The organism is Burkholderia sp. YIM B11467 (genome assembly GCF_052952715.1).
In genome coordinates this window covers 278,741-302,618 of sequence record NZ_JBQVSQ010000008.1, presented here as the reverse complement: position 1 = coordinate 302,618, position 23,878 = coordinate 278,741, and the positions used below count along the sequence as shown (strand labels likewise).

Genomic DNA, 23,878 nt, shown 5'->3' with positions numbered 1-23,878 from the left:
CCCCTGGGCGGCGGCGCGCCGGTTGTCAGCGGCACGCGTTCAGCAGGTCGTCGAGCGCGGCTTCCTCGCGCGCGAAGCGTTCGGCGAGAAAGTCGAGCAGCACGCGCACGCGCGGCGCCATGTAGCGCTTGCTGTGATAGATCGCGTGCAACGGCGCGTCCTGATGGCGCCAGTCGGGCAGCAGCACGCGCAGCCGGCCGGCGCGGACGTCGTCGGCGATGTCCCAAAGCGATTTCAGCGCGATGCCGTGGCCGCGCAGCGTCCATTCGCGCGTGAGGCCGCCGTCGTTGGTCTCGAAAGCGGTCGACACCGGCACCGTGTGGATCTGCACCTCGTCGCCGCGCGTGAAGTGCCAGGTGTTCATCGGCCCGGACGCGATCGTGATCACGTTGCACGGAAAGCGGGCCAGATCGTGTGGATCGGCCGGCATGCCGTGGCGTTCGACGAACGACGGTGCCGCGCACAGCACGCGCCGGTTGGTCGCGAGCCGACGGGCGATCAGCGCGCCGTCGGGCGGTGCGGCGAAGCGGATCGCGAGGTCGATCTCGTCCTGCCACAGGTTCGATGACGAATCGGACGCCGTCAGCGAGAACGTGACGTCGGGATGGCGCGTCGTGAATTCGTCGAGCCAGTCGAGCAACTGGTTGCGGCCGAAATCGGACGTCGACGACAACCGTACCTTGCCGCTGACCACGTTGCGGCCTTCCTGCAGCATCGCGTCCGCGTCGTCGAGCGCCTGCAGCGCCTGCCGGCAGCAGTTCAGGTACAGCCGGCCCTCGTCGGTGAGCCGCAATTGCCGCGTCGAGCGCTCGAACAGCCGCGTGGCGGTCTTCGCCTCGAGCTTCGCGAGGCGCGCGCTCGCGGCGGCCGGCGTGAGGTTCAGCTTGCGCCCGGCCGCGGACAGGCTGCCCAGTTCCGCCGCTTCGACGAACAGCCGGATATCGCCCAGTCGATCCATTCGATTTTCCAAAATTATTTGAAAATGGTTCAAACACCACGCCAATTATCAAATATAGACGTCTTCGGGACAATGCGCGCACATCCCGCATTTTGTGCGGTGCGGCACCGACCGGGCGCCGCGTCCGCCGCCCTCCGGAGAACGTCATGCCCATTCCGTTACTGGCGCTCGCGATCAGCGCCTTTGCCATCGGCACCACCGAATTCATCATCATGGGCCTGCTGCCCGAAGTCGCGCACGACCTCGCCGTGTCGCTGCCGTCGGCCGGCCTGCTCGTCACCGGTTATGCGCTCGGCGTCGCGGTCGGCGCGCCGCTCCTCGCGGTGCTGACGAGCCGCATGCCGCGCAAGGCCGCGCTGCAGTTGCTGATGGCGATCTTCATCGTCGGCAACGTGCTGTGCGCCACTGCGTCGGGTTACGCGATGCTGATGGTCGCGCGTGTCGTCACGTCGTTCGCGCACGGGTCGTTCTTCGGGATCGGCGCGGTGGTGGCCGCGTCGCTCGTGCCGGCCGACAAGCGCGCGAGCGCGATCGCGCTGATGTTCACGGGGCTCACGCTGTCGAATGTGCTCGGCGTGCCGTTCGGCACCTTCGTCGGCCAGCTGCTCGGCTGGCGCGCGTCGTTCTGGATCGTCGCCGCGCTCGGCGTGCTGGCGCTCGGCGGCGTCGCCGCGCTGGTGCCGAACCGCCACGACAGCGGGCCGGTCGGCCTCGGCCACGAAGTGCGCGTGCTGAAGGAGCCGCAGGTGTGGCTCGCGCTGCTGATGACCGTACTCGGTTTCGGCGGCGTGTTCGTCGTGTTCACGTACATCGCGCCGATTCTCGAAACCGTGTCGGGCTTCTCACCGCGCGCGGTTGCGCTGATCCTCGTGCTGTTCGGCGCGGGACTGACGGTCGGCAACACGCTCGGTGGCAAGCTCGCCGACCGCGCGCTGATGCCGTCGCTGATCGCGATCCTCGTCGCGCTGATGGCCGTGATGGCCGTGTTCGCGAAGACGAGCCACCTGCCGGTCGCGGCCGCCGTCACGGTGTTCGTGTGGGGGATCGCCGCGTTCGCGACGGTGCCGCCGCTGCAGGCGCGCGTGGTCGAGAAGGCCGCGAGCGCGCCGCATCTCGCATCGACGCTGAATATCGGCGCATTCAACGTCGGCAACGCGGGCGGCGCGTGGCTCGGCGGCCTCGCGCTGGAGCATGGCTTCGCGCTCGATGCGCTGCCGTGGGTCGCCGTCGCGGTGACGTTCGCGGCGCTGGTCGTCACGTGGTTCGCGATGCGGCTCGATGCGCGCGGTCCGGCACGCGGTGCGGCGCCGGCGCCGCAATGAGCGGCGCCATAGCGGCGGGAAAAGGTTCGCGGGGAACGCATTCCTCCGCGATGCTGATAACGGTGTGAAGATAACTTCGTTTGCCCGCGCCAGGCCGGGTGATAGCGTCTCGATACGCGCCATTGCTGGCGCAACCCGATTCCGATCCCGGCTTACCCCATACGCAGGGCCGCGCAGCGGCCCGGAGGCAATGCTATGTCTTCATCCCTGGCGCTCGTGCGCGACGTGTCTTCCTTCGAGTCCGGCAATGCCGCCGACGCGCGGGCATCCGCGTCGCTCGATGTCCTCGAACAGGTCGTCGGCGTGAATCTCGCGCGGTTGCGTGCCGAGCGGCAGCTGTCGCTCGATGCGCTCGCGCGGTTGTCCGGCGTGTCGCGCGCGATGCTCGCGCAGATCGAGTCGGCGCGCAGCGTGCCGTCGATCAAGGTGCTCTGCAAGATCGCCGCGGCGCTGAAGGTGTCGGTCGCCGCGTTCCTGCGCCGCCATGCGGTGAACGGCTTCGAGCATCTGGCGGCCGAGCGCGCGTCGCGCGTCGTCAGCTCGAACGGCCGCTTCTCGGCGCGCGCGCTGTACCCGGAAGGCGAACCGGCCGCGGCCGAGTTCCACGAACTGCGGATCGCGCCGCTGCATACGGAGCCCGGTGCCCGCCGCGCGCCCGGCACGACCGTCAACCTCGTCGTCAGCGAAGGCACGCTCGAAGTCAGCGTGCATGATCGCCGCCAGTTGCTCGCGACCGGCGACGCGATCGTGTTCGATGCCGACCAGCCGTACAGCCTGCGCAACCCGGGCGACAGCGAGGCACGCGCGTTTCGCGTGACGGTGAGCCCCGAGGTGCCGCCGCGCTGGCTCGTGCCCGATGTGGCGCACGCGGCCGGCTGACCGCGCGGGCCGCACGGAACGGCCGCTGTCCCTGCCTCGCGCGGGGTCGCACCCGGGCCGTCGGCCGTTTGGACGATGCCGTTAGACGGAGTCGTCAGTAAGGTTATCGATGTGGTTCGCTGCGCCGCGCGCGCAGCTGTTGTATGCTTGGCCCGCCGGTGATGGGCAGTCCCCATCCGGCAATCAGTGCGTCTTCAGGGCGGGGCGAAATTCCCCACCGGCGGTAGGCTGGCGTAAGCCGGCGAGCCCGCGAGCGCCCGCGCATCCGCGCGGGGTCAGCAGATCTGGTCGAATGCCAGAGCCGACGGTCATAGTCCGGATGAGAGAAGATGTGCAGATAGTCATGTCCGCCAGGGCCGCTTCGCGCTATTAGCGAAGCGGGTTGTCGTTCTGTCTGTTTGCAATGCCCTGAAACGTTTTTCGCCCAAATCGTATTTGCGAGGAGCGTTTCACATGTCCTTGATGTCCGTTTCGTCGGCACCCGCCGACGCCTTTGCCGATCTCCCTTTGCTGGATTCCGAACCGGTGCCGCCGCGCATCGCCGCTGCGCTCGACGCCATGCGCGCGGGCCGTGCGGTCGTGCTGCAGGATGATCACGACCGCGAGAACGAGGCCGACCTGATCGTCGCCGCCGAGCGGATCACACCCGAGACGATGGCGCTGCTGATCCGCGAGTGCAGCGGCATCGTGTGCCTGTGCCTGACCGACGACACTGTGCGCGCGCTCGAGCTGCCGCCGATGGTGCAGACCAACGAGAGCCGCAACGGCACCGCGTTCACCGTATCGATCGAGGCACGCGAAGGCGTGCATACGGGCGTATCCGCTGCCGACCGCGTGACGACGATCCGCGCGGCGATCGCAGATAACGCGAAGCCGCACGACATCGTGCGTCCCGGTCACGTGTTTCCGTTGCGTGCGCAACCGGGTGGCGTGCTGGCGCGCCGCGGTCACACCGAAGGCACGGTCGACCTGTCGATCCTTGCGGGCCTGAAGCCGGCCGGCGTGCTGTGCGAGCTGATGAATCCGGACGGCACGATGACGCGCGGCGATGATGTCGAGCGTTTCGCGCAACGGCACGGCCTGCCGATGCTGACGATCGCGGAGCTCGTCGAGTTCCGCGAGGCGCTGGCTGCTGCACGCGAAGGCTGCCTGAGCGAAGCGTAGCCGGATGGCCGCGCGGGCCCCGAAATCTGGAGATTCGGTGATGTTCGGCTTCCGGACCGCTACCTATACTCGACCGGGCTCGACGGCATTGCGCACCGACAGTCCGGTTCGTGGTGCCGTGCTTGCACGGGAGCCCGTGACGATCGCGCACGGGGTCGATCACGAACCAACAGAGGTAGGGAAATCATGCGAACAATCAACGTGACGGAACGCGCGTGCGTCGGTGGCGGGGCGGGCGGCCAGAACACGATTCAGTTGCCGGCGGGCACCATCGATGCGCGGGGCGCGGCCCGCGAGGATACGGCACAGCGTGGCGTTTGGCCGGGGGCGGCGGTTGGCGGCTCGCGCGGCCGCTATTTCATCTACATGTTCCCGGACGGCTACACCCCGCCGGAGATTCCGCGAGAATGGCTGCGTTAAGTGTCGATGGCCCGGCTTCACGCCGGGCATCGCACTGACGACGTGTCCTGCTGATCGAGTCCGGCAATTGGCCGGCCGGCTTCCGTTCCTGCGGCATCCCGCTGCCCTTGCCGCGCTGTACGGCGCATTTCGTTTGCGACGGTTTGTCGTTCAACGACGTGCCGTCGCGCTACGTTTACGACTGCACGTCGCCGAATTCGCCGCGCATGCCGGCTTCGACGAGCGACGGCAGTTCGTCCATCTTGCGCATGATCCGCGTGATGCCCATCGCGCGCAGCGCGTCCGCGTAGTTGTCGGGGATGTGGCTCGCGCCGACGAACGCGATCGTCTTCATCCCCGCCGCGCGCGCGGCGTTCAGCCCCGACACGCTGTCCTCGACGACGATGCAGCGCTCCGGCGCGACGCCGAGCGTTTGCGCCGCGTGCAGGTAGACGTCGGGGTAGGGCTTCGGCCGCGACACCTGCTCGGAGCTGAACACGCGGTCGCCGAAGATCTCGGTGAGCGAGGCGCGCTTCAACGAGTTGCGCACGCGCACGAGCCGGCTGTTCGACACGACGGCCGCCGGCAGGCTGACCTTCAGCAGCGCGTCGCGTACGCCGGTGATCGGCGCGAGCGATTGCGCCAGCGCGATCTCGATGTTGTGCTCGATGGTCTCGATGAAGTTGGCGGGCGTTTCGATCCCGAAGCGGGATTCGAGCCCGGCGAGGAAGCGCGACGTCTGCTGGCCGAACGCGGACTTCGCGGCGGCTTCGAAATCGATGTTCGGGAACGTGGCGGACAGCGTCTCGAGCAGCACGCGGTCGGCGATGACTTCGCTGTCGACGAGCACGCCGTCGCAGTCACAGATGAGGTGATCGAGCATGATGGTGAAAAAGCGGGTGTCGGCGACGCCGAGCATCTCGCAATGATACGTGCTTTCACGCGCATGCCGAGTGGCGTTTCGGCAAATATGCCCGATGCAGCCGGACGGTCGCCGCATTTCGTACAGGTGTGCTGCCGATCGCGCCCGCGCGCCGTGGGGCCGTCGTGCGGCGGCGGCCTGCTTGCACGGGCCGCCGCCGCTTTCGTCACATCTCGATCACGCGCCCCGTTTTCCACGACGTCATCGCGGCCTCGGCCAGCTCGAGCGCGGCGAGTCCGTCGTCGATCGTCGTCCTGACCGGCGTGCCGTCGCGCAGCGCGTCGACGAAGTGCGCGATCTCGGCCGCATACGCATGCCGGTAGCGTTCGAGGAAAAACGGCTCCGGCACGTCCGTCGCGATGCCGCCCGCGAGCCACGCGCTCACTTCGGTCGGCCGCACGTTGCCGGCCTGCAGCATCCCGTTGCTGCCGAGCAGCTCGAAGCGCTGGTCGTAGCCATAGGCGGCGCGCCGCGACGTGTTGATCTGGCACAGCAGCCCGCGCCGCGTGCGGATCGTCACGGCGGTCGAATCGATATCGCCGGCATCGAGCACGGCCGGGTCGGTCAGGCAGCTGCCCGTCGCGTGCAGCGTCTGCGCTTCGTCGCCGAGGATCCAGCGGAACACGTCGAAGTCGTGAATCAGCATGTCCTTGAAGATGCCGCCCGAGCTGCGGATGTAGTCGGCGGGCGGCGCGCCCGGGTCGCGGCTCGTGACGATCAGCATTTCCGGCGCGCCGATCTCGCCGCGCTCGACGCGCGCCTTCAGCGCGGCGAATGTCGGGTCGAAGCGGCGCTGGAAGCCGAGCATGCAGGTCACGCCGTTGCGCCGGACGACGTCCGCGCATGCGCGCGAGCGCTCGACGCTCAGGTCGACCGGCTTCTCGCAGAACACGGCCTTGCCCGCGTTCGCGGCCGCGACGATCAGGTCCGCATGCGTGTCGGTGCTCGACGCGATCACGACCGCCTGCACGGCCGCATCGCCGAGCGCGCGGTCGATGTCGGCGACCTGCGCGCCGTGTGCGTGCGCGAGCGCCTCGGCCGACGGCGCATGGCGGTCGATCACGTAGCGGAGTGTCGCGCCCGGATGGCGTGCGAGATTCGCCGCGTGGATCTTGCCGATTCGTCCCGCGCCGAACAACGCGAATTCGATCATTCCGTTCTCCTGTTGAGTGGGTTGTCTTCCGTCGGCACGCGGCTCGTGTCGGCGCGCACCGTCGCGACGGTCAGCGATCCGCCAGTTCGCCGCGCACGTATTCGATGCTGGCGCGCAGCCGGTCTTCGATGTCGTCGGCTTCGGCGATTTCGTTCGCGAACGGCTCGAACGAGAACGCGCCGCGGTAGCCGCGCGCGAGCAGCTCGCGCAATTGCCGGAGGTTGCCGAGCCGGTCGGCGCTGCCGACCAGCACGCGATGGCCGTCGCGCATCCGGTCCACCGGCAGGTCGTCTTCCTCGACGCCCGAGATGTGCACGAGGCCCGTCAGGTTCGGGAAGAAGATGTCCTCGCCCGACAGGTGATGGTGGAACGTGTCGTGCACGAGCCGGAACACCTGTTCGCCCGCCGCGTCGTAGATGCCTTTCACCGCGTCCGACTTGCGGCGCAGCGCGCACTCCTCGAAGCCGAGCGGCTCGATGAAGCCGAGCAGGCCGCGGGCGTCGAGGATCGGCTTCAGCGCTTTCAGCGCCTTCACGAGGTCCGCATGGCGCATGTCGGCGCCGCGCGTGTCGCCGCGGCTGTTGGTCGGGCACAGCACGAGCGCGCGTGCGCCGCAGTGCGCCGCGTAGTCGGCCAGTGCGGTCGCCTCGTCCGCGCGCTCGGCGTTCCATTGCTCGAAGCGCTGCAGCGCGTTGATCGTCAGGATCGTCACACCGCCGGCTTCGGCCGTCGCGCGCACGGCGGCGGCCGGCGTGCCGTCGGCGATCTCGACGCCGTCGAGATCGTTGCGGATCTCGATCGTGTCGACGCCGAGGCGCCGGCACAGCGCGACATAGCGGTCGAGCGGCAGGCGCGGCGCGCTCATGCGGTTCAGCGAAAAGTGGAATGCTTGCGTCATCGTTCTGTCCTCGTGTCTCGAGTGGGGCTGGGTTCGAATCGGGTGCCGGCGTACACGACGTCGCCTGCCGGCAGGTTCGCCGGCGAAGCGGCGAGCGCATGCCACGTGTCGCGCAGCCATTGCGCGCACGCGACGTTGTTGTCGAAGATCGAATAACGCGCACCGCCGCCGTAGTCGGGAAACGGGATGAACTCGCAGCTGATCTGCTCGAGGCGCGCCGGCCGCGCATGAACCTGCGCTTGCAGCAACTGGCGCAGCGCGGCCTTCCACGTATCGAGCGCCGCCGCGCGCCATTCGCCGTGATAGGCGCCCGGCGCGGGCGCGACGAACGGGTACTGGATGCCGCGGCCGGGCCTGCCGTCAGCGCGCCGCATCCAGCGGTTGTCCGGATTGTTCGGAATCACGCTGCGCGCATGCGCATGACGGACCCAGCCGCGCGCGATCCAGTCGGCGTAGATGACCGCGGGCGATGCGGGGTCGAGCACGACGCGGCCGCTGTCGACCTGCTCGCGAATGCCCGATGCATCGAGTTCGGCGCGATTGCCGATCTTGAACAGCAGGTGCGAATGATCGAGCGTGATCCGGAACGGCGCACCGGCCTGCTCGACATGCCGCGCGACGTGCGCGATGCGCGTGAAATCCTCGCTCCACATGTCGACGTGCACTTCGAGGCTCGGCAGGCAGCCGGCCGGTTCGCCGCGTTCATAGGCACGCAGGTAGAAATCGGCGACTTCGCGGTCCGACAGCGGATGGCCGTCCGTGTGATGCGCGTACAACTGGCAGTTGAGCACCGTGCTGCCGAAGCGCGTGCCCGCATCGATGATGTCGGCGACGTGCGCGTCGTCGCGGCCCGCGCGCCAGATGCCGCCGATCACGCGAATCGGCAGCGCGTGGCGTTCGACCAGCGCGAAATACGGCGACAGGTCTTCGTCGCGCGTCGGGTTCTTTTCGACGTAATCGAACACGCCGGTGTCGGCGATCATCCGGAAACGCTCGGCCGGCGCGGGCAGCGGCAGGCCGTCGTGGTCGAGCACGCCGTCGAGGTTCACGCCGATGAGGATCGGTTCAGCCATCGTCTCCTGTCCGTTGTTGTGCTGGGGATGGCTGCCCAATGTACGGATGCGGCGCGCGGACTGCATGACAAACGTTGACGAAAAATCGCCAATGCGGCGGTCGATTTTTTCGCAACGCGCAGGCGGCGCGCGGCGCGGCGACATTCAGGCCTGCAGGTAGGCGCTCGTCCTCACGTTCGCCGGGCAGAACACACGGAATTCGACCGGGTCGCCCGGCGGCGGCTGTTCGACGATCCCGCATGCATGCAGCACGTGCTGCAGCGCGGAAATCGCCTGGCCGTCCGGATCCTGGTCGATGGCAAGATCCATCGCGCCGGCTTCGATGAAGGCGCGGTGTTCGTCGAGCATCTCGTGTCCGATCCAGACCACGCGCCCGGTCGCGCCCGCCTTGCGCAGCGCGGCCTCGATGCCGGCCGAGCCGGCGCCGCTGTTGTAGATCGCGACGATGTCGTCGTGCGCCTGCATCGCCTTCGTCACCGCGCGGTAGCAGCGGTCGTCCTGGTCGAGCGTCTCGACGGGCTCGCCGTCGCAGCGCAGCGCGGCGAACGCGTCGGCGAGCTGGTCGCGGCAGCCGGCCATCCGGTCGACGTGCGCACGGTAGCCCATGCGTCCGCCAAGTAGCAGCACGCGGCCGGGGCGCGCCGCCAGGCGGCCGATGTAGTAGCCGGCCGTGCGTCCGGCGCGGTAGTTGTCGATGCCCGCGTAGTGCCTGCGTGCGATGCCGCCGATGTCGGTGACCATCGTGACGACGGTCTCGCCGCGTGCGATCGCGCCGGCCAGCGCGTCGCGCACGCGGGCCGTGTCGCGCGCGGTGACGATCAGCGCCGCGCGCCGGTAGGCGGGCCGTTCGATCAGCGCGGCGGCCCGCTCGTCGTCCGCGGCGGGCAGGATCGTCCGGTGCACGACCACGCGCCGGTCGAGCATCTGCAGCGAGCGCTGCAGTGCCTGTTGCAGCCGCCGGAAGAACGGCGTGTCGGTGTCCGGCAGCAGCACGTCGACGTGGATCAGCCCGTGCCGCGTGTCGGGCAGCTGGCGCGGCACGCCGAGCTGCCGCGCCGCGGCGACCACGCGCTCGCGCGCCTGCGCCGAGACGCTGCCGCGCTCGTTCAGCACGCGGTCGACGGTGGTCGTGCTGACGCCGGCGAGCGCCGCGATCTCGTCGAAGCGCGCGGTGCGCTTGCGCCAGCGCGGCCCGGATTCACCTGCCATGGTCGTCTCCATCTGGTGGTCGCCATCATCGGGTGCGTGGCGTTGCCGGGAACGCTAAAACGATGGCGAAATTTCGTCAACGTTTCGATTGAGCGGGGGCGGCGGGACGCCTAATTTCGGAGATATGCCGAAGCGCTCGCCGCGCTTCCCACGCACAACGAACCCAGGAGACACGAGTGGCCCATCCGGACGACCAGGCGCGCGATCGCAGGGCGGCGCGCCGTCAGGAATACCGACTGATCGGCGGCGCCGGCGAGCGCGCGCACGCGGCGGGGCTCGTCAACGCCGCGTGGTACCGATGCACGGTGCCGCGGCCGCTGATGAAGCAGCTGATGCAGCGCGGCGACGCGCGCGCGATCCGCGACACGCTGATCTGGTACGCGGCGATCGCGGCCAGCGGCGTGCTCGCGTGGTTCGCTTGGCACGCGCATTCGGCGTGGGCGATTCCCGCATTCTTCGTGTACGGCACGCTCTACTGCAGCCCGGCCGACTCGCGCTGGCACGAATGCGGGCACGGCACCGCGTTCCGCACGCGCTGGATGAACGACGCGCTGTATCAGGTCGCATCGTTCCAGGTGTTTCGCGGCGCGACGGCATGGCGCTGGAGCCATGCGCGCCATCACACCGATACGCTGGTCGTCGGGCGCGATCCGGAAATCGCCGCGCCGAAGCCGACCGACTGGCTCTCGCTCGTGCTGAACGTCGTCGCGCTGAAGCACGTGGCCAGCGAGCTGCGCAAGATGATCGCCGTCGCGTTCACCGGTCGCCTCGACAACGAGGCGCGCACCTATGTGCCTGAATCGGAATGGCCGAAGGTCGCGCGCGAAGCGCGCATCCATCTCGCGGTCTACGCGCTCGTGGCGGGTGCTTCGCTGTACTGGCGCACGATCCTGCCGCTGCTCTACATCGGGCTGCCGAGCCTCTACGGCGCATGGCTGTACCTGTATTTCGGCCTTACGCAGCACGCGGGCATGCCCGAGAACGTGCTCGATCACCGGCGCAACTGCCGGACCGTGATGATGAATCCCGTGTTCCGCTTCCTGTACTGGAACATGAACTATCACGTCGAGCACCACATGTTCCCGATGGTGCCGTTCCACGCGCTGCCGAAGCTGCACGAGGCCGTGAAGGCCGACATGCCGCCGCCGTACCGCAGCACGCTCGCCGCGTATGCGGAGATCGTGCCGGCGCTGGTCCGGCAGACGCGCGATCCGTCCCATCATGTCGTGCGGCCGGTGCCGGACACGGCGCGCGCGTGACGGACATCGAACCACCCGATCAAGGAGACACGCATCATGACGCAATGGATCGACACCGGCGCGCTCGACGACATCGACGATGAAGACGTCGCACGCTTCGACCACGCAGGCCGCACGTACGCGATCTACCGGATCGACGGTCACGTTTATGCGAGCGACGGCCTGTGCACGCACGAGCACGTGCATCTCGCCGACGGGCTCGTGATCGATCACGTGATCGAATGCCCGAAGCACAACGGACGCTTCGACGTGCGCGACGGCCGGCCGCTGTCCGCGCCCGCGTGCGAGAAGCTGCGCACGTATCGCGCGAAAGTGGAAAGCGGCCGCATCCTGATCGAGGTGTGACACGATGACGACCGACCGGGTGATGGCAATCGTCGGCGCGGGCCATGCGGGCGGCCGCGCGGCGCAAGTGCTGCGCGAGTCCGGCTGGCGCGGGCGCATCGTGCTGATCGGCGCGGAAGCGCACCTGCCGTACGAGCGGCCGCCGTTGTCGAAGGGCATGCTGACGGGCGAGCGCAGCGCGGCGCAGTGCCGGTTGCGCGATCCGGCCGCCTGGGCGGCCGATGGCATCGAGGCGGTCGTCGCGACGGTCGAGCGCATCGATCCGCACGCACGCGAAGTGCGCGTGTCCGGCGGGCGGGTGTTCGGCTACGACGCGCTGTTGCTCGCGACCGGCGGCCGCGCGCGCCGTCTCGCGATTCCGGGCGCGGCGTCAGACGGCGTGTTCGCGCTACGCACGCTCGACGACGCGACAGCGCTCGGCGCACGGCTCGTACCCGGCGCGCGGATCGTGCTGATTGGAGGCGGTTTCATCGGTCTCGAAGTCGCGGCGTCGGCGCGACTGCGCGGTTGCCGCGTGACGGTGCTCGACGCTGCGCCGCGCCTGCTCGGGCGCGCGGTGCCGGAACCGATCGCGGCGCGCGTGCAGGCGCTGCACGAACGGCAGGGCGTGGCGATCCGCGTGAACCGGAAACCGGTTGCGATCGAGCGCGCGGCACGCGGCGCGCTGACCGTCGTGCTCGACGACGGCGACACGCTGATCGCCGATACGGTCGTGGCCGGCGTCGGTATCGAACCGGCCGACGAACTGGCGCGCGAAGCAGGCCTCGCGGTCGATCGCGGCATCGTCGTGAACGCGCGGCTCGAGACATCGGCGCGCGGCATTCATGCGGCCGGCGACGTCGCGGTGTTTCCGAGCGCGTTGTCGGGGCGGCTCATCCGGCAGGAGACATGGCACGGCGCCGAGACGCAGGCGCGCGTCGCCGCGCGCAACATGCTCGGCGCCGACGAGCCGTATCGCGAGACATCATGGTTCTGGTCGGATCAGTACGACGCACAGCTGCAGGTGGCCGGGGAGCCGGCACTCGGCGAACGGTCGGTCGCGCGCGTGCTCGGCGACGACGCGGAAATCCATTTCCATTTCGACGGCAATGCGCGGCTGGTCGCGGCAAGCGGTTTCGGCCGCGCGTCGGGATTCGTCAAGGAGATGCGCGTGGCGAGAATGCTGGTCGAGCGGAGGATCGACGTGACGCCGGCCGCGGTCGCGGATGCGGGCGTGAAGCTGAAATCGCTGGTGTCGGCCGAAGGCGAGCGGTAGCGGGAGGCGGTACCGGCGAAGCGGCGGTGATGCGGGGGAGGGGAAGCGAAAAAACGCGCGGCGATGAACGCCGCGCGTTTCGGTGAAACAGCGATCAGACCGTCGCGTGCAGGTGCAGATACAACCCGGCCGCCGCGGCGCCGCCCAGCAGCGGGCCGACGACGGGCACCCACGCATAGCGCCAGTCGCTGTCGCGCTTGCCGGGAATCGGCAGCAGCGCGTGCATGATGCGCGGCGACAGGTCGCGCGCGGGGCTCATCGCATAACCGGTCGGGCCGCCGAGCGAGATGCCGATGCCGAGCACGAGCAGGCCGACGGGCAGCGCGTCGAGTGCGCCGAGGCCGACTTGCGGCGAGGCGAGGTACAGCACGCCGAGGATCAGCACGAACGTGCAGATCGCTTCGGTCAGCACGTTGTGCGTGACGCTGCGGATCGCGGGCGCGGTGCAGAACACCGCGAGCTTCAGGTCGGCATCGGCTTCCTTCGCGAAGTGCTGGCGATAGGCGAGCCACACGAGCAGTGCGCCCGCCATCCCGCCGAGCATCTGCGCGAGGATGTAGCCGCCGACCTTCGACCACGCGAACTTGCCCGCGAGCGCGAGACTGATCGTCACGATCGGGTTCAGGTGCGCGCCGCTGAACGACGCGGTCACGTAGACGGCGACGAACACGGCCATCGCCCAGCCCATCACGATCACGATCAGGTCCGCGCCTTTGCCCTTGGTCTTTGCAAGCAGCACGTTTGCGACCGCGCCGTTGCCGAGCAGCACGAGGATCGCTGTGCCGATGAATTCTGCAATATAAGGTGACATGGTTGTCTCTCGAATGTCACGGCGGACTCGCGCGCTGCGCGGTCCGCCGGTGTTGTTGTATTTCGTATGGAGCGCTGACGGTTACTGCGTGTCGTCGGCCCACGCCTTCGCCGCGCGCACCGCACGCTGCCAGCCGGACATGCAGCGTTCGACCTGCTCCTTCGGCATCGACGGCGAGAAGCGGCGGTCGAGCTGCCACTGGTCGCGCACTTCGTCGAGGTTCTTCCAGTAGCCGATCGCGAGACCCGCGAGATACGCCGCGCCGAGCGCGGTCGTCTCGGTGATCTGCGGCCGCACCGCGTCGACGCCGAGCAGGTCGGCCTGGAACTGCATCAGCAGGTTGTTCGCGCTCGCGCCGCCGTCGACGCGCAGCTCGCCGATGCTGATGCCCGAGTCGGCTTCCATCGCGGCCAGCACGTCGAGCGACTGGTACGCGATCGCATCGAGCGCCGCGCGTGCGAGGTGCGCGGACGTCGTGCCGCGCGTGACGCCGAACACCGAGCCGCGCGCCCGCGCGTTCCAGTGCGGTGCGCCGAGGCCGGCGAACGCGGGTACGAGATAGACGCCGTCGGTGTGCGGCACGCTCGCGGCGAGCGCTTCGATTTCCGCGGCCGTCTTGATCACGCCGACGCCGTCGCGCAGCCACTGCACGACCGCGCCCGCGATGAAGATGCTGCCCTCGAGCGCGTACTGCACGTCGTCGCCGATCTGCCAGGCGATCGTCGTGACGAGGTTGTTCTTCGACTCGATCGGCTTGTTGCCGGTGTTCATCATCAGGAAGCAGCCGGTGCCGTAGGTGTTCTTCACCATGCCCGACGTCGTGCACATCTGGCCGAACAGGGCGGCCTGCTGGTCGCCCGCGATGCCCGCGAGCGGGATCTTCGACGCGAATACGGTCGTCTTCGTGTAGCCGTAGATTTCCGACGATGCCTTCACTTCCGGCAGCATGCTGCGCGGGATATCGAGCAGTTCGAGCAGCTCGTTGTCCCACTCGCGCGTATGGATGTTGAACAGCATCGTGCGCGATGCGTTCGTCACGTCGGTCACGTGCAGTTCGTGCTTCGTGAAGTTCCACACGAGCCAGCTGTCGACGGTGCCGAACGCGAGCTTGCCCTGGCGCGCCTTGTCGCGCGCGCCCGGCACGTTGTCGAGGATCCAGCGGATCTTCGTCGCCGAGAAGTACGAGTCGATCGGCAGGCCGGTCTTCGCGCGCACCTTCGCTTCGAGACCCTGCTGCTTCAGCGAGTCGCAGAAGTCGGCCGTGCGGCGATCCTGCCAGACGATTGCGTTGTAGACGGGCTGGCCCGTCTCGCGATCCCAGACGATCGTCGTTTCGCGCTGGTTGGTGATGCCGATCGCCGCGATCGACGTGCCGTTCAGGCCCGTGCGCGTGACGGCTTCAGCGGCGACGCCGGCTTGCGTCGACCAGATTTCCTGAGGGTCGTGCTCGACCCAGCCGGGTTGCGGGTAGATCTGTTCGAATTCCTTCTGGGCGATCGATACGATATTGCCCTGGCGATCGAACAGCATCGCGCGGGAACTCGTGGTGCCCTGGTCAAGCGCGAGGATGTACTGGTCCTGCATGTCTCTCATCTCCATCCGTGGATTGCTTAGTTGTGATGCGCGCCGCATGGTGGGCGGCGCGTCGGTGAGTCAACGTCGGTAAGACAACTGCAACTGCATTCGGGTCACGCGTGCGGCGCGTGCGCGGCGGCGAACCATGCGTCGACCGCGGCCGTCACGGCATCGAGCGAGCCCGGCGTGACGTGCAGGCCGAGCTTCGAGCGGCGCCACAGCACGTCCTGCGCGCAGGTCGCCCATTCGGCGTCGCGCAGGTAGCGCAGTTCGGCGTCGTGGATGCCCGGCGCGATCTCGGCGCCGAGATCGGCGAGCGACTTCGCACCGTCGACCACGCGCTCCGCACGCGTGCCGTAGGCACGCGCATAACGGCGGGCGAGCGCGGCGGGCAGCCACGGATGACGTTTGGCGAACGCGTCGGCGAACGCGTCGAACTTCGCGTTCGCGATGTCGCCGCCCGGCAGTGCAACGCCGGCCGTCCAGGTTTTTGCGTCGCGGCCGAGCGCGCGGCACAGCATGTCGCCGGCTTCTTCCGCGAGCTTGCGGAAGGTCGTGATCTTGCCGCCGAACACCGACAGGAGCGGCGCGCCCGCGCCGTCGTCCAGTTCGAGGCGGTAGTCGCGTGTGACGGCCGATGCGTTCGTCGCGTTCTCGTCTTCCAGCAGCGGGCGCACGCCCGAATAGGTCCAGTGCACGTCGGCCGGCGCGATCTTGCGCTTGAAGTAGCGGTTGATCGAATCGCACAGGTACTGCGTTTCGTCGCGGTCGATCGCGACCTTCGCGGGATCGTTCGTGTATTCGACGTCGGTCGTGCCGATCAGCGTGAAGTCTTGCTCGTACGGAATCGCGAAGATGATCCGCTTGTCCGGGTTCTGGAAGATGTACGCGTGGTCGTGATCGAACAGGCGGCGCGTGATGATGTGGCTGCCCTTCACGAGCCGTACGCTATGATGCGCGCCGCGGCCGAGCGCGCCGTGCAGCACTTCGCCGACCCACGGGCCGGCCGCGTTCGCGATCGCGCGCGCATGCACGACGCGGATCGAACCGTCGGCGTGCTGCAGCCGCGCTTCCCATTCGTCGCCGCGGCGTTCGGCGGACACGAGCTTGGTGCGCGTCAGGATCTCGGCGCCGCGCTCCTTCGCGTCCATGGCGTTCAGCACGACCAGGCGCGCGTCGTCGACCCAGCCGTCCGAATACACGAAGCCGCGCTTGATCGAGTCGATCAGCGGCGCGCCGGCCGCATGGCGGCGCATGTCGATGCCGCGCGAGCCGGGCAGCAGTTCGCGTTTCGCGAGGTGATCGTAGAGGAACAGGCCGATGCGGATCAGCCAGGCCGGCCGCAGGTTCGGCATGTGCGGCATCACGAAGCGCAGCGGCCACATGATGTGCGGCGCCGCGCGCAGCAGCGTCTCGCGTTCCTGCAGCGCCTTGCGCACGAGCCCGAATTCGTTGTACTCGAGATAGCGCAGGCCACCGTGAATCAGCTTCGTGCTGGACGACGACGTGTGCGACGCGAGATCGTCCTGCTCGCAGAGCATGACCGACAGGCCGCGGCCGGCCGCATCGCGCGCGATACCCGCGCCATTGATGCCGCCGCCGACCACGAGCAGATCGAAGCGATTCGGTTGGGTCACCTGCTGTCCTTATCGTCTGAGGGAAATGGGCGAACACGAAATGTTCGAATTCGAAATTTAACGAACGGAATCGAAAAAGTAAAGTTCGAAGAAGCGGGGCCAGTAGCGCGCGGCACGATCCCGGACGATACTGGCGGGATCGACCGTTTCACGAGGTGAATCATGCGTATTGGGATGTGGGCCGGCGCGTGCGCCGTCCTTCTGGCCGGGTGCAGCGCCGGCACGCCGCCGCTGGCCGGCAACTGGCGGGCGCCGTCGTTCGCCGATCTGCAGACGTCGTGCGGCGGCACGGCGCGCGACTGGGGCGCGGATGCGCAGCCGGTCTATTCGACGCTGTACGACGCGTACGTGGCGAAACGGTATCGCGGGCTGACCGAAGCGAACTATTGCGCGTTCGTAAACGAACTTTCGACGCACTATGTGGCGCCCGACGCGGCGGCGCGCGCCGGCTGGATCGCGTATTTCAACGGTGCGCGCGCGCAGGCCATCAGCTGGCGGGCGGCGGTCGATCCGACGCTGCGCGGCGGCTGAAGCAGGCCGCGGCGAACTTGGCGGGGGAGGCGGGAGCGACAGCGCGGCCGGGAATCCGGCCGGCGCGGTCAGGTCAGGAACAGCGTGGCTTTACGAATAGCGGTACTTGATGGATCGCAACGCGGCGTCGCCGGTCTCGGTCACGCAGTATTTGCGCCCCGAGCCGAGCCCTTCCAGGCGGACGAGCTGCTGTTCGAGCAGGATGTCCAGTTCATCCCGATCCATGTCGCGCTGGTCAGGCGCGTCCTTCACAAGCAATAGCGTGGCGAATTCATGCGGACTCAGCATCGTTCTCTCCATGGCATCCGGTCTGCCCGCGCGGCCGGCGCAAACGCCGGTGCACGATACCCCGGGGGGTATGGCTTGGGGGGAAAAGCTGTATTCGCCGACCCTGAGATTCGCACACGCCTTGGCACGGGCGGATCGGGCGAACGGGCCGGGGAACTGGAGTCTAGTCGAGCGCGCAGGCAACGACAAATCGTGCCCCGTTAATTTTCCGTTTGACAGCCGGGCCGCGCGCAAGCGGTCCGCTTGCGCCGCCAACTTCTTGATTTCACTTGAAGTTTCGGGTGCGGTGCAGCATCGCCACCGTCATTCCGCGACGTACACCTGGGTGCCGGCGGCGGCCACCGTGTCGGCCATTTCGGGCGGCAGCGGCTTGTCGGTGAACAGCGCGTGCACCTGGCTCAGGTGGCCCTGGCGCACCAGCGCGGGACGGCCGACCTTCGAATGGTCGGTCACGAGGTAGACCGTGCGCGCGTGCTGCATGATGGCCTCGGCGACGCGCACCTCACGCGTGTCGAAATCACGCAGCGTGCCGTCGGCCTCGATCGCCGACGTGCCGATGATCGCGTAGTCGACCTTGAACTGGCGGATGAAGTCGATCGCGAGCTCGCCGACGATGCCCTTGTCCCACGGCCGCACGATGCCGCCAGTGATCAGCACCTCGCAGTCGGGGTAGCCGCTCATCATCGACGCGACGTTCAGGTTGTTCGTGATCACGTGCAGCCCGTGGTGGCGGTTCAGCGCGCGCGCGACTTCCTCGGTCGTCGTGCCGAGGTTGATGAACAGCGATGCCTGATCGGGGATATGTGACGCCGCGAGCGCCGCGATGCGCCGCTTCTCGTCGTGGAACATCCGCTGGCGCGCCGTGTACGACACGTTCTCCGAGCTGGTCGGCAGGCTCGCGCCGCCGTGGTAGCGACGCAGCAGGTTCAGGTCGGCGAGCCAGTTCACGTCGCGGCGGATCGTCTGCGGCGTCACCGCGAAGTGCGCGGCGAGATCGTCGACGGTCACGAAGCCGTCGCGCTGCACCCATTCGAGCAATTCCTGCTGACGCGCGTTGAGGGTGAGGCGGGGATCTCGGGTCATGGCTCGATGGTCGTGTCGTGAGACGGAGCGGCTATTGTAAGGGCGGTAACGGCGATCGGCCGGCTTGCCGCGCGTGGCCACAGGGTATTCATGCGGAAAATGCATTGATTCATGTGACAAATGAATTTGTACGATTGCGCTGATCGCGCTGCAATGGCGGATTGCCCGCGCTCGCGGGCGCGCACTCATTCAGCTTTCGACGAGGTGGAACCGATGACTGGCTTCAACTGGCACAACCCGTATCCGACGACCCGCATTCCGGTGTTCGCGCGCAACGTCGTGTCGACATCGCACCCGCTCGCCGCGCAGGCCGGGCTGCGGATGCTGTGGAAGGGCGGCAACGCGGTCGACGCGGCGCTGGCCGCCGCCGCCGCGATCACGGTCGTCGAGCCCGTGTCGTGCGGGCTCGGCGGCGACGCGTTCGCGCTCGTGTGGGACGGCGAGCGGCTGTCCGGGCTGAACGCGTCGGGCGTCGCGCCGTCCGCGTGGAACGTCGACTATTTCCGCCAGCGCCACGGCGAGGATGTGCGCGGCTTCGCGAACAAGCCGATGCGCGGCTGGGATACCGTCACGGTACCGGGCGTGATCGCGGGCTGGGAAGCGCTGCACGCGAAGTTCGGTTCGCTGCCGTTCGCGGACCTGCTCGAGCCGGCGATCGAGATCGCGGAGCGCGGTTATGCGGTGCCGCCGATCGTCGCGCACAAGTGGGCGGCTGCCGTGCCCGCGCTGCAGGGGCTGGCCGGTTTCGCGGAGACCTTCATGCCGCGCGGCCGTGCGCCGCTCGTCGGCGAACGCGTGTGCCTGCCCGGCCATGCGCAGACGCTGCGCACGCTCGCGAAGGACGGCGCGCGCGCGTTCTACGAGGGCGCGCTGGCCGAGCGCATCGCCGCGTTTTCCCGTGAAGGCGGCGGCGCGCTGACCGAAGCCGACCTGCGTGCGTATCGGCCGGAATGGGTCGAGCCGATCGGCAAGCGCTTCGGCCGCCACACGATTCACGAGATTCCGCCGAACGGGCAGGGTATCGCCGCGCTGATCGCGCTCGGCATCGCCGAGCATGCGGGCGTGACCGAATGGCCGGTCGATTCGGTCGACTCGCAGCATCTGCAGATCGAGGCGATGAAGCTCGCGTTCGCGGACGTCTATCGTTATGTCGCCGATCCGCGCGCGATGGAAGTCACGCCCGAGCAGATGCTCGACGACGCGTACCTCGCCGAACGCGCGAAGCTGATCGATCCCGCGCGTGCGACGCACTTCGGTGCCGGCCGGCCGCATTCGGGCGGCACGATCTACCTGTCGGCGGCCGACGAGCGCGGGATGATGGTGAGCTTCATCCAGTCGAACTACATGGGCTTCGGTTCGGGGCTCGTCGTGCCCGGCACCGGCATTGCGCTGCAGAACCGCGGGCACGGCTTCTCGATGGATCCGGCTTCGCCGAACGTCGTCGCGGGCGGCAAGCGGCCGTTCCACACGATCATCCCGGCGTTCGTCACCGAGGAGGTCGATAGCCGCACCGAGGCCGTGATGAGCTTCGGCGTGATGGGCGGCGACATGCAGCCGCAGGGCCACCTGCAGACCGTCGTGCGGATGCTCGGCTACGGGCAGCAGCCGCAGGCCGCATGCGATGCGCCGCGCTGGAAGGTCAACCGCGACTTCACGCTCGACGTCGAATCGACGATGAACCGCGCGACCGTCGACGGGCTGGCCGCACGCGGCCACACGATCAAGTCGATCGACGATCCTTACATGGATTTCGGTTCGGGGCAGTTCATCTGTCGTCTCGACCGCGACGATCGCGAGCGTGGTTACGTGGCCGCGAGCGACAGCCGGCGCGACGGTCTGGCGGCCGGTTTCTGACGGTTCGCTTCCATTTTTGATGCTCGACGGGCGGCCGCATGGCCGCCCGTTTCGTTGGGTGCGGCCCGTGCCGTCGAGCGGGCGCGACGGGTTCGAAGGACTCGTCTAACGAACGGCAACAGACGTCGCGGAACTGCGCTTGTCCGGTATGGTCAGTGCTCTGGAGCACGAACATCAAAGTCCGGCTAAGATGCCAGGATGGTTCGGCCGGACCAAGTCACTATAAACGCAAGTAAAACGCCGCCTGCTGGACGGTTGGCGCCTGTGCCGAAGGCATGGGCCGGCCCCTGCACGACGACTGGGAGCGCACCACCATGCACACCGAAACGACACATGTGATGCCGTGGCGAATCGAGGACATCGACCTGAACCGGATCGATCGTCAGCGTGCCGCCGCCAACGAAGATCTGCTGCTGCTGCTGTGCGCATCGTCGTTCATCGAAAGCGGCTCGGATCTCTACACGAGCAATCTGAGCGAATTCTTCAACGACGATCCTGAAGTATCGGCGTGGCTCAACAATGCATGGGAGCACGAAGAATTGCAGCATGGCCGCGCGCTGAAGGCGTACATCGCGCACGTGTGGCCAGAGTTCGACTGGGATACCGCGTTCGCGAATTTCTTCGCCGAGTATTCGAAGACCTGCAAGGTCGAGGCATTCGAGAAGACCCGCGCGCTCGAGATGGTCGCGCGCTGCGTCGTCGAGACGGGCACGGCCACGCTCTATCGCGCGATCAACGAGTGCTCCGACGAGCCCGTGTTGAAGGAAATCACCGACAACATCCGCACGGACGAAGTGCGTCACTACAAGCACTTCTTCAAGTTCTTCAAGAAATACAACAAGCTCGAAGGCAATGGCCGGCTCGCGGTGCTCGGCGCGCTGATGCGCCGCGTGATGGAAATCAAGAACGAGGATTCGGAGATTGCGTTGCGCCACGTGTTCGCGGTCCGCTATCCGGATCGCGTCGGCGACAGCCAGTACAACCGCGAGCGCGCCGCGCGCATCAGTACGCTCGTGCGGCGCAACCTGTCGGCCGACATGTGCGTGAAGATGCTGCTCAAGCCGCTCGACCTGCCCGCAAAGATCCAGCCGGGCGTCCACTATCCGCTCACGAAGATCACGCGGCACGTATTCCTGCGCTGATCGCCGCGGCGCGGCCTGCCGGGCGTATGCTGGCGCATCGTTATCCGATCCGCACCAGGGCCACGCCACCATGACCGATACCCATCGCCACGCGCTCGAACAATGGACGTTCGACGCGTGGCCGCCGGCCGTCGTCTCGCTGTTCGACGGCACCGCGCTCGAGCGTCATGCCGACATCGCTGCATCCTTGATCGTCGCGACCGACGACGGCCAGTTGCGCACGACGCTGCTCGGCGTCGGCGAGATCTATGCGCACGATGCGCGCACGCTGCTGATCGCGCTATGGCCGCAATCGCGTGCGGCGCGCGCGCTCGCACAACGGCGCGCGGCCGCGTTGACGCTGGTCGCGGACGGTGCGTTCTTTCAGGCGCAATTGAGGCTCGAGCCGCTCGAAGGCGACTTCGGCGGACTGGCCGGATTCGCTGCGACGATCGCGCACGGCGATGCACAGCGGGTCGGTTATGCGCGTCTCGCGACAGGCGTCACGTTCACGCTGGAAGGGGAGCGCGCCGCGGTGCTCGCACGCTGGCAACGCCAGGTCGAGCACCTGCGGCGCGCGGCCGCGCGGCTTAAGTGACCGCGCTGGCCGCTGCGCGACGAACGGTTGCGGTTCGGGTGCGCGGCGTTGCCGCTTGCCGGGCGCGCGCTGTTGCCGCCGCCCGCCGGGCGTCCGCCGGTACCGCCGGCGCCGCCTTGCGTGCGCGGCTTCGCGGCCTTCGGCTGTGCCGCTTTCGGTTGCGCGCTGCCTTCGCGTTTCGCGGCCGGCTGGCCTGAGCCGCCTGCGCGCGGCTGGCGATTGCCGCCGCCACCACCGCCACCGCCACGCGGCTGCTGCTGCCCGCGGCGCTGCTGGATCGGCTCCGGCTTCACGTTCGGATCGGGTTCGAAGCCCGCGATCACTTCCTGCGGAATCTCGCGCTTGATCAGCCGCTCGATGTCGCGCAGCAGCTGCTTCTCGTCGACGCACACGAGCGACACGGCTTCGCCGGTCGCGCCCGCGCGGCCCGTGCGGCCGATCCGGTGCACGTAATCCTCGGGCACGTTCGGCAGGTCGAAGTTGACGACGTGCGGCAACTGGTCGATGTCGATCCCGCGCGCGGCGATGTCGGTCGCGACGAGCACCTGCAGCGTGCTGTTCTTGAACTCGGCCAGCGCGCGCGTGCGTGCCGACTGGCTCTTGTTGCCGTGGATCGCCATCGCGCTGATGCCGTCCTTCGTCAGCTGCTCGGCGAGACGGTTCGCGCCGTGCTTCGTGCGCGTGAACACGAGCACCTGGAACCAGTTGTGCTCGCGGATCAGGTGCGTGAGCAGTTCGCGCTTGCGGTCGCGGTCGACCGGGTGAATCTTCTGCGCGACGCTTTCGGCGGTCGTGTTGCGGCGCGCGACTTCGATCAGCGCGGGCGAGTCGAGCAGGCTGTCGGCGAGCGCCTTGATCTCGTCCGAGAAGGTGGCCGAGAACAGCAGGTTCTGGCGCTGCGGCGGCAGCTTCGCGAGCACGCGCTTGATGTCGTGGATGAAGCCCATGTCGAGCATCCGGTCGGCTTCGTCGAGCACGAGGATGTCGAGATCCGACAGGTCGATCGTCTTCTGCTGCATGTGATCGAGCAGGCGCCCCGGCGTCGCGACGACGATGTCGACGCCGCGCTTGAGCGCATCGATCTGCGGATTGATGCTGACGCCGCCGAACATCACGGTCGAACGCAGCTTCAGGTACTTGCTGTATGCGCGCACGCTTTCCTCGACCTGGGCGGCGAGTTCGCGCGTCGGCGTGAGGATCAGGGCGCGCACCGCGCGCTTCGCGCCGCGATGTTCGGCGTAGTACGTGTGCAGGCGCTGCAGGATCGGCAGCGTGAAGCCGGCGGTCTTGCCGGTGCCCGTTTGCGCGCCGGCGAGCAGGTCGCCGCCGCCGAGCACGGCGGGGATCGCCTGCTGCTGGATCGGAGTCGGCGACGTGTAGCCGAGCTCGTTGACCGCCTTGACAAGCGGTTCGGCCAGGCCGAGAGATTCGAAAGACATAGATACCACTCTTGAGTTTTATGATCGGCGACACCTCGCGCGGCCCGCGCGGGGACTGGCGTCGCAAAAAGCAAAGGGGCGCGGCTGCGGTTTCCCGCAGCCGCG

General features: G+C 68.0%; 23 protein-coding genes and 1 riboswitch. Of the genes, 11 read left to right on the top strand and 12 right to left on the bottom strand.

The window, feature by feature from the left end; genetic code table 11:
• Positions 1–25: 25 nt before the first annotated feature.
• On the bottom strand, positions 26–958 hold the full coding sequence (locus tag ACTRWB_RS26855; protein ID WP_129512915.1) for a LysR family transcriptional regulator: 933 nt from the start codon (positions 956–958) through the stop codon (positions 26–28).
• Positions 959–1,104: 146 nt separating this feature from the next.
• On the opposite strand from ACTRWB_RS26855, the gene ACTRWB_RS26850 reads away from it, so the two are divergent.
• The 4 genes from ACTRWB_RS26850 (at position 1,105) to ACTRWB_RS26835 (ending at position 4,743) form a co-directional block, all read left to right on the top strand.
• On the top strand, positions 1,105–2,280 hold the full coding sequence (locus ACTRWB_RS26850) for an MFS transporter (protein WP_048242707.1): 1,176 nt from the start codon (positions 1,105–1,107) through the stop codon (positions 2,278–2,280).
• Positions 2,281–2,475: 195 nt separating this feature from the next.
• Positions 2,476–3,159 (top strand): helix-turn-helix domain-containing protein, encoded by a 684-nt coding sequence (locus ACTRWB_RS26845; RefSeq protein ID WP_446903608.1) that lies wholly within the window; start codon positions 2,476–2,478, stop codon positions 3,157–3,159.
• A 186-nt stretch (positions 3,160–3,345) separates the two neighbouring features.
• Positions 3,346–3,494, top strand: a riboswitch (FMN riboswitch).
• A 118-nt stretch (positions 3,495–3,612) separates the two neighbouring features.
• Positions 3,613–4,323 carry a 3,4-dihydroxy-2-butanone-4-phosphate synthase gene (gene ribB / locus ACTRWB_RS26840; RefSeq protein WP_446903607.1) on the top strand — a complete coding sequence of 237 codons (711 nt, stop codon included), beginning with the start codon at positions 3,613–3,615 and terminating at the stop codon, positions 4,321–4,323.
• Positions 4,324–4,509: 186 nt separating this feature from the next.
• Positions 4,510–4,743 carry a hypothetical protein gene (locus ACTRWB_RS26835; RefSeq protein ID WP_419685289.1) on the top strand — a complete coding sequence of 78 codons (234 nt, stop codon included), beginning with the start codon at positions 4,510–4,512 and terminating at the stop codon, positions 4,741–4,743.
• 175 nt (positions 4,744–4,918) lie between these two features.
• On the opposite strand, the gene ACTRWB_RS26830 is transcribed toward ACTRWB_RS26835, so the two are convergent.
• From ACTRWB_RS26830 to ACTRWB_RS26810, 5 genes are all read right to left on the bottom strand, one after another.
• A complete protein-coding gene (locus ACTRWB_RS26830) occupies positions 4,919–5,605 on the bottom strand; it encodes an HAD family hydrolase (protein WP_048242804.1) in 687 nt (228 codons plus the stop codon).
• A 205-nt stretch (positions 5,606–5,810) separates the two neighbouring features.
• Complete coding sequence (iolG, locus tag ACTRWB_RS26825) at positions 5,811–6,797, bottom strand: inositol 2-dehydrogenase (protein ID WP_048242702.1); 987 nt, start codon at positions 6,795–6,797, stop codon at positions 5,811–5,813.
• A 70-nt stretch (positions 6,798–6,867) separates the two neighbouring features.
• The gene (locus ACTRWB_RS26820; protein ID WP_446903606.1) at positions 6,868–7,695 is read right to left on the bottom strand and encodes a TIM barrel protein; all 828 of its coding nucleotides are present in this window, start codon (positions 7,693–7,695) and stop codon (positions 6,868–6,870) included.
• Complete coding sequence (locus ACTRWB_RS26815; protein ID WP_446903605.1) at positions 7,692–8,768, bottom strand: xylose isomerase; 1,077 nt, start codon at positions 8,766–8,768, stop codon at positions 7,692–7,694. The genes ACTRWB_RS26820 and ACTRWB_RS26815 overlap by 4 nt, the downstream gene beginning before the upstream one ends.
• 144 nt (positions 8,769–8,912) lie before the next feature.
• On the bottom strand, positions 8,913–9,977 hold the full coding sequence (locus tag ACTRWB_RS26810) for a LacI family DNA-binding transcriptional regulator (RefSeq protein WP_419685285.1): 1,065 nt from the start codon (positions 9,975–9,977) through the stop codon (positions 8,913–8,915).
• 176 nt (positions 9,978–10,153) lie between these two features.
• Here ACTRWB_RS26810 and ACTRWB_RS26805 point away from each other — a divergent pair, with 176 nt between their 5' ends.
• The 3 genes from ACTRWB_RS26805 to ACTRWB_RS26795 are packed head-to-tail and all read left to right on the top strand — an operon-like array spanning position 10,154 to position 12,836.
• Positions 10,154–11,236 carry a fatty acid desaturase family protein gene (locus ACTRWB_RS26805; protein ID WP_446903604.1) on the top strand — a complete coding sequence of 361 codons (1,083 nt, stop codon included), beginning with the start codon at positions 10,154–10,156 and terminating at the stop codon, positions 11,234–11,236.
• A gap of 36 nt (positions 11,237–11,272) precedes the next feature.
• Positions 11,273–11,581, top strand: a complete 309-nt coding sequence (locus ACTRWB_RS26800; RefSeq protein ID WP_446903603.1) for a non-heme iron oxygenase ferredoxin subunit — start codon at positions 11,273–11,275, stop codon at positions 11,579–11,581.
• A gap of 4 nt (positions 11,582–11,585) precedes the next feature.
• Positions 11,586–12,836, top strand: coding sequence for an NAD(P)/FAD-dependent oxidoreductase (locus tag ACTRWB_RS26795; RefSeq protein WP_446903602.1), 1,251 nt, complete (start codon positions 11,586–11,588; stop codon positions 12,834–12,836).
• 94 nt (positions 12,837–12,930) lie between these two features.
• On the opposite strand, the gene ACTRWB_RS26790 is transcribed toward ACTRWB_RS26795, so the two are convergent.
• The 3 genes from ACTRWB_RS26790 to glpD form a co-directional block, all read right to left on the bottom strand.
• Positions 12,931–13,647: an MIP/aquaporin family protein gene (locus tag ACTRWB_RS26790; RefSeq protein ID WP_048242695.1), complete on the bottom strand. Its 717-nt coding sequence runs from the start codon at positions 13,645–13,647 to the stop codon at positions 12,931–12,933.
• Positions 13,648–13,728: 81 nt separating this feature from the next.
• Complete coding sequence (gene glpK / locus ACTRWB_RS26785; protein WP_412023071.1) at positions 13,729–15,231, bottom strand: glycerol kinase GlpK; 1,503 nt, start codon at positions 15,229–15,231, stop codon at positions 13,729–13,731.
• A 104-nt stretch (positions 15,232–15,335) separates the two neighbouring features.
• Positions 15,336–16,859: a glycerol-3-phosphate dehydrogenase gene (glpD, locus tag ACTRWB_RS26780; RefSeq protein ID WP_193099001.1), complete on the bottom strand. Its 1,524-nt coding sequence runs from the start codon at positions 16,857–16,859 to the stop codon at positions 15,336–15,338.
• Between the two features lie 162 nt (positions 16,860–17,021).
• Between glpD and ACTRWB_RS26775 the strand changes: the two genes are divergently transcribed.
• Positions 17,022–17,390 carry a hypothetical protein gene (locus tag ACTRWB_RS26775; protein WP_193098999.1) on the top strand — a complete coding sequence of 123 codons (369 nt, stop codon included), beginning with the start codon at positions 17,022–17,024 and terminating at the stop codon, positions 17,388–17,390.
• Between the two features lie 90 nt (positions 17,391–17,480).
• On the opposite strand, the gene ACTRWB_RS26770 is transcribed toward ACTRWB_RS26775, so the two are convergent.
• Positions 17,481–17,678 (bottom strand): hypothetical protein, encoded by a 198-nt coding sequence (locus tag ACTRWB_RS26770; protein WP_006477892.1) that lies wholly within the window; start codon positions 17,676–17,678, stop codon positions 17,481–17,483.
• Positions 17,679–17,981: 303 nt separating this feature from the next.
• Positions 17,982–18,761 carry a DeoR/GlpR family DNA-binding transcription regulator gene (locus tag ACTRWB_RS26765; RefSeq protein WP_006493999.1) on the bottom strand — a complete coding sequence of 260 codons (780 nt, stop codon included), beginning with the start codon at positions 18,759–18,761 and terminating at the stop codon, positions 17,982–17,984.
• Positions 18,762–18,974: 213 nt separating this feature from the next.
• Between ACTRWB_RS26765 and ACTRWB_RS26760 the strand changes: the two genes are divergently transcribed.
• From ACTRWB_RS26760 to ACTRWB_RS26750, 3 genes are all read left to right on the top strand, one after another.
• A complete protein-coding gene (locus ACTRWB_RS26760; protein WP_446903601.1) occupies positions 18,975–20,615 on the top strand; it encodes a gamma-glutamyltransferase family protein in 1,641 nt (546 codons plus the stop codon).
• 314 nt (positions 20,616–20,929) lie between these two features.
• The gene (locus tag ACTRWB_RS26755; protein ID WP_048242802.1) at positions 20,930–21,757 is read left to right on the top strand and encodes a ferritin-like domain-containing protein; all 828 of its coding nucleotides are present in this window, start codon (positions 20,930–20,932) and stop codon (positions 21,755–21,757) included.
• A gap of 70 nt (positions 21,758–21,827) precedes the next feature.
• Positions 21,828–22,334 carry a hypothetical protein gene (locus ACTRWB_RS26750; protein ID WP_446903600.1) on the top strand — a complete coding sequence of 169 codons (507 nt, stop codon included), beginning with the start codon at positions 21,828–21,830 and terminating at the stop codon, positions 22,332–22,334.
• Here ACTRWB_RS26750 and ACTRWB_RS26745 read toward each other — a convergent pair.
• The gene (locus tag ACTRWB_RS26745; protein WP_446903599.1) at positions 22,217–23,773 is read right to left on the bottom strand and encodes a DEAD/DEAH box helicase; all 1,557 of its coding nucleotides are present in this window, start codon (positions 23,771–23,773) and stop codon (positions 22,217–22,219) included. The two genes, ACTRWB_RS26750 and ACTRWB_RS26745, sit on opposite strands and share 118 nt — an antisense overlap.
• Positions 23,774–23,878: the final 105 nt, after the last annotated feature.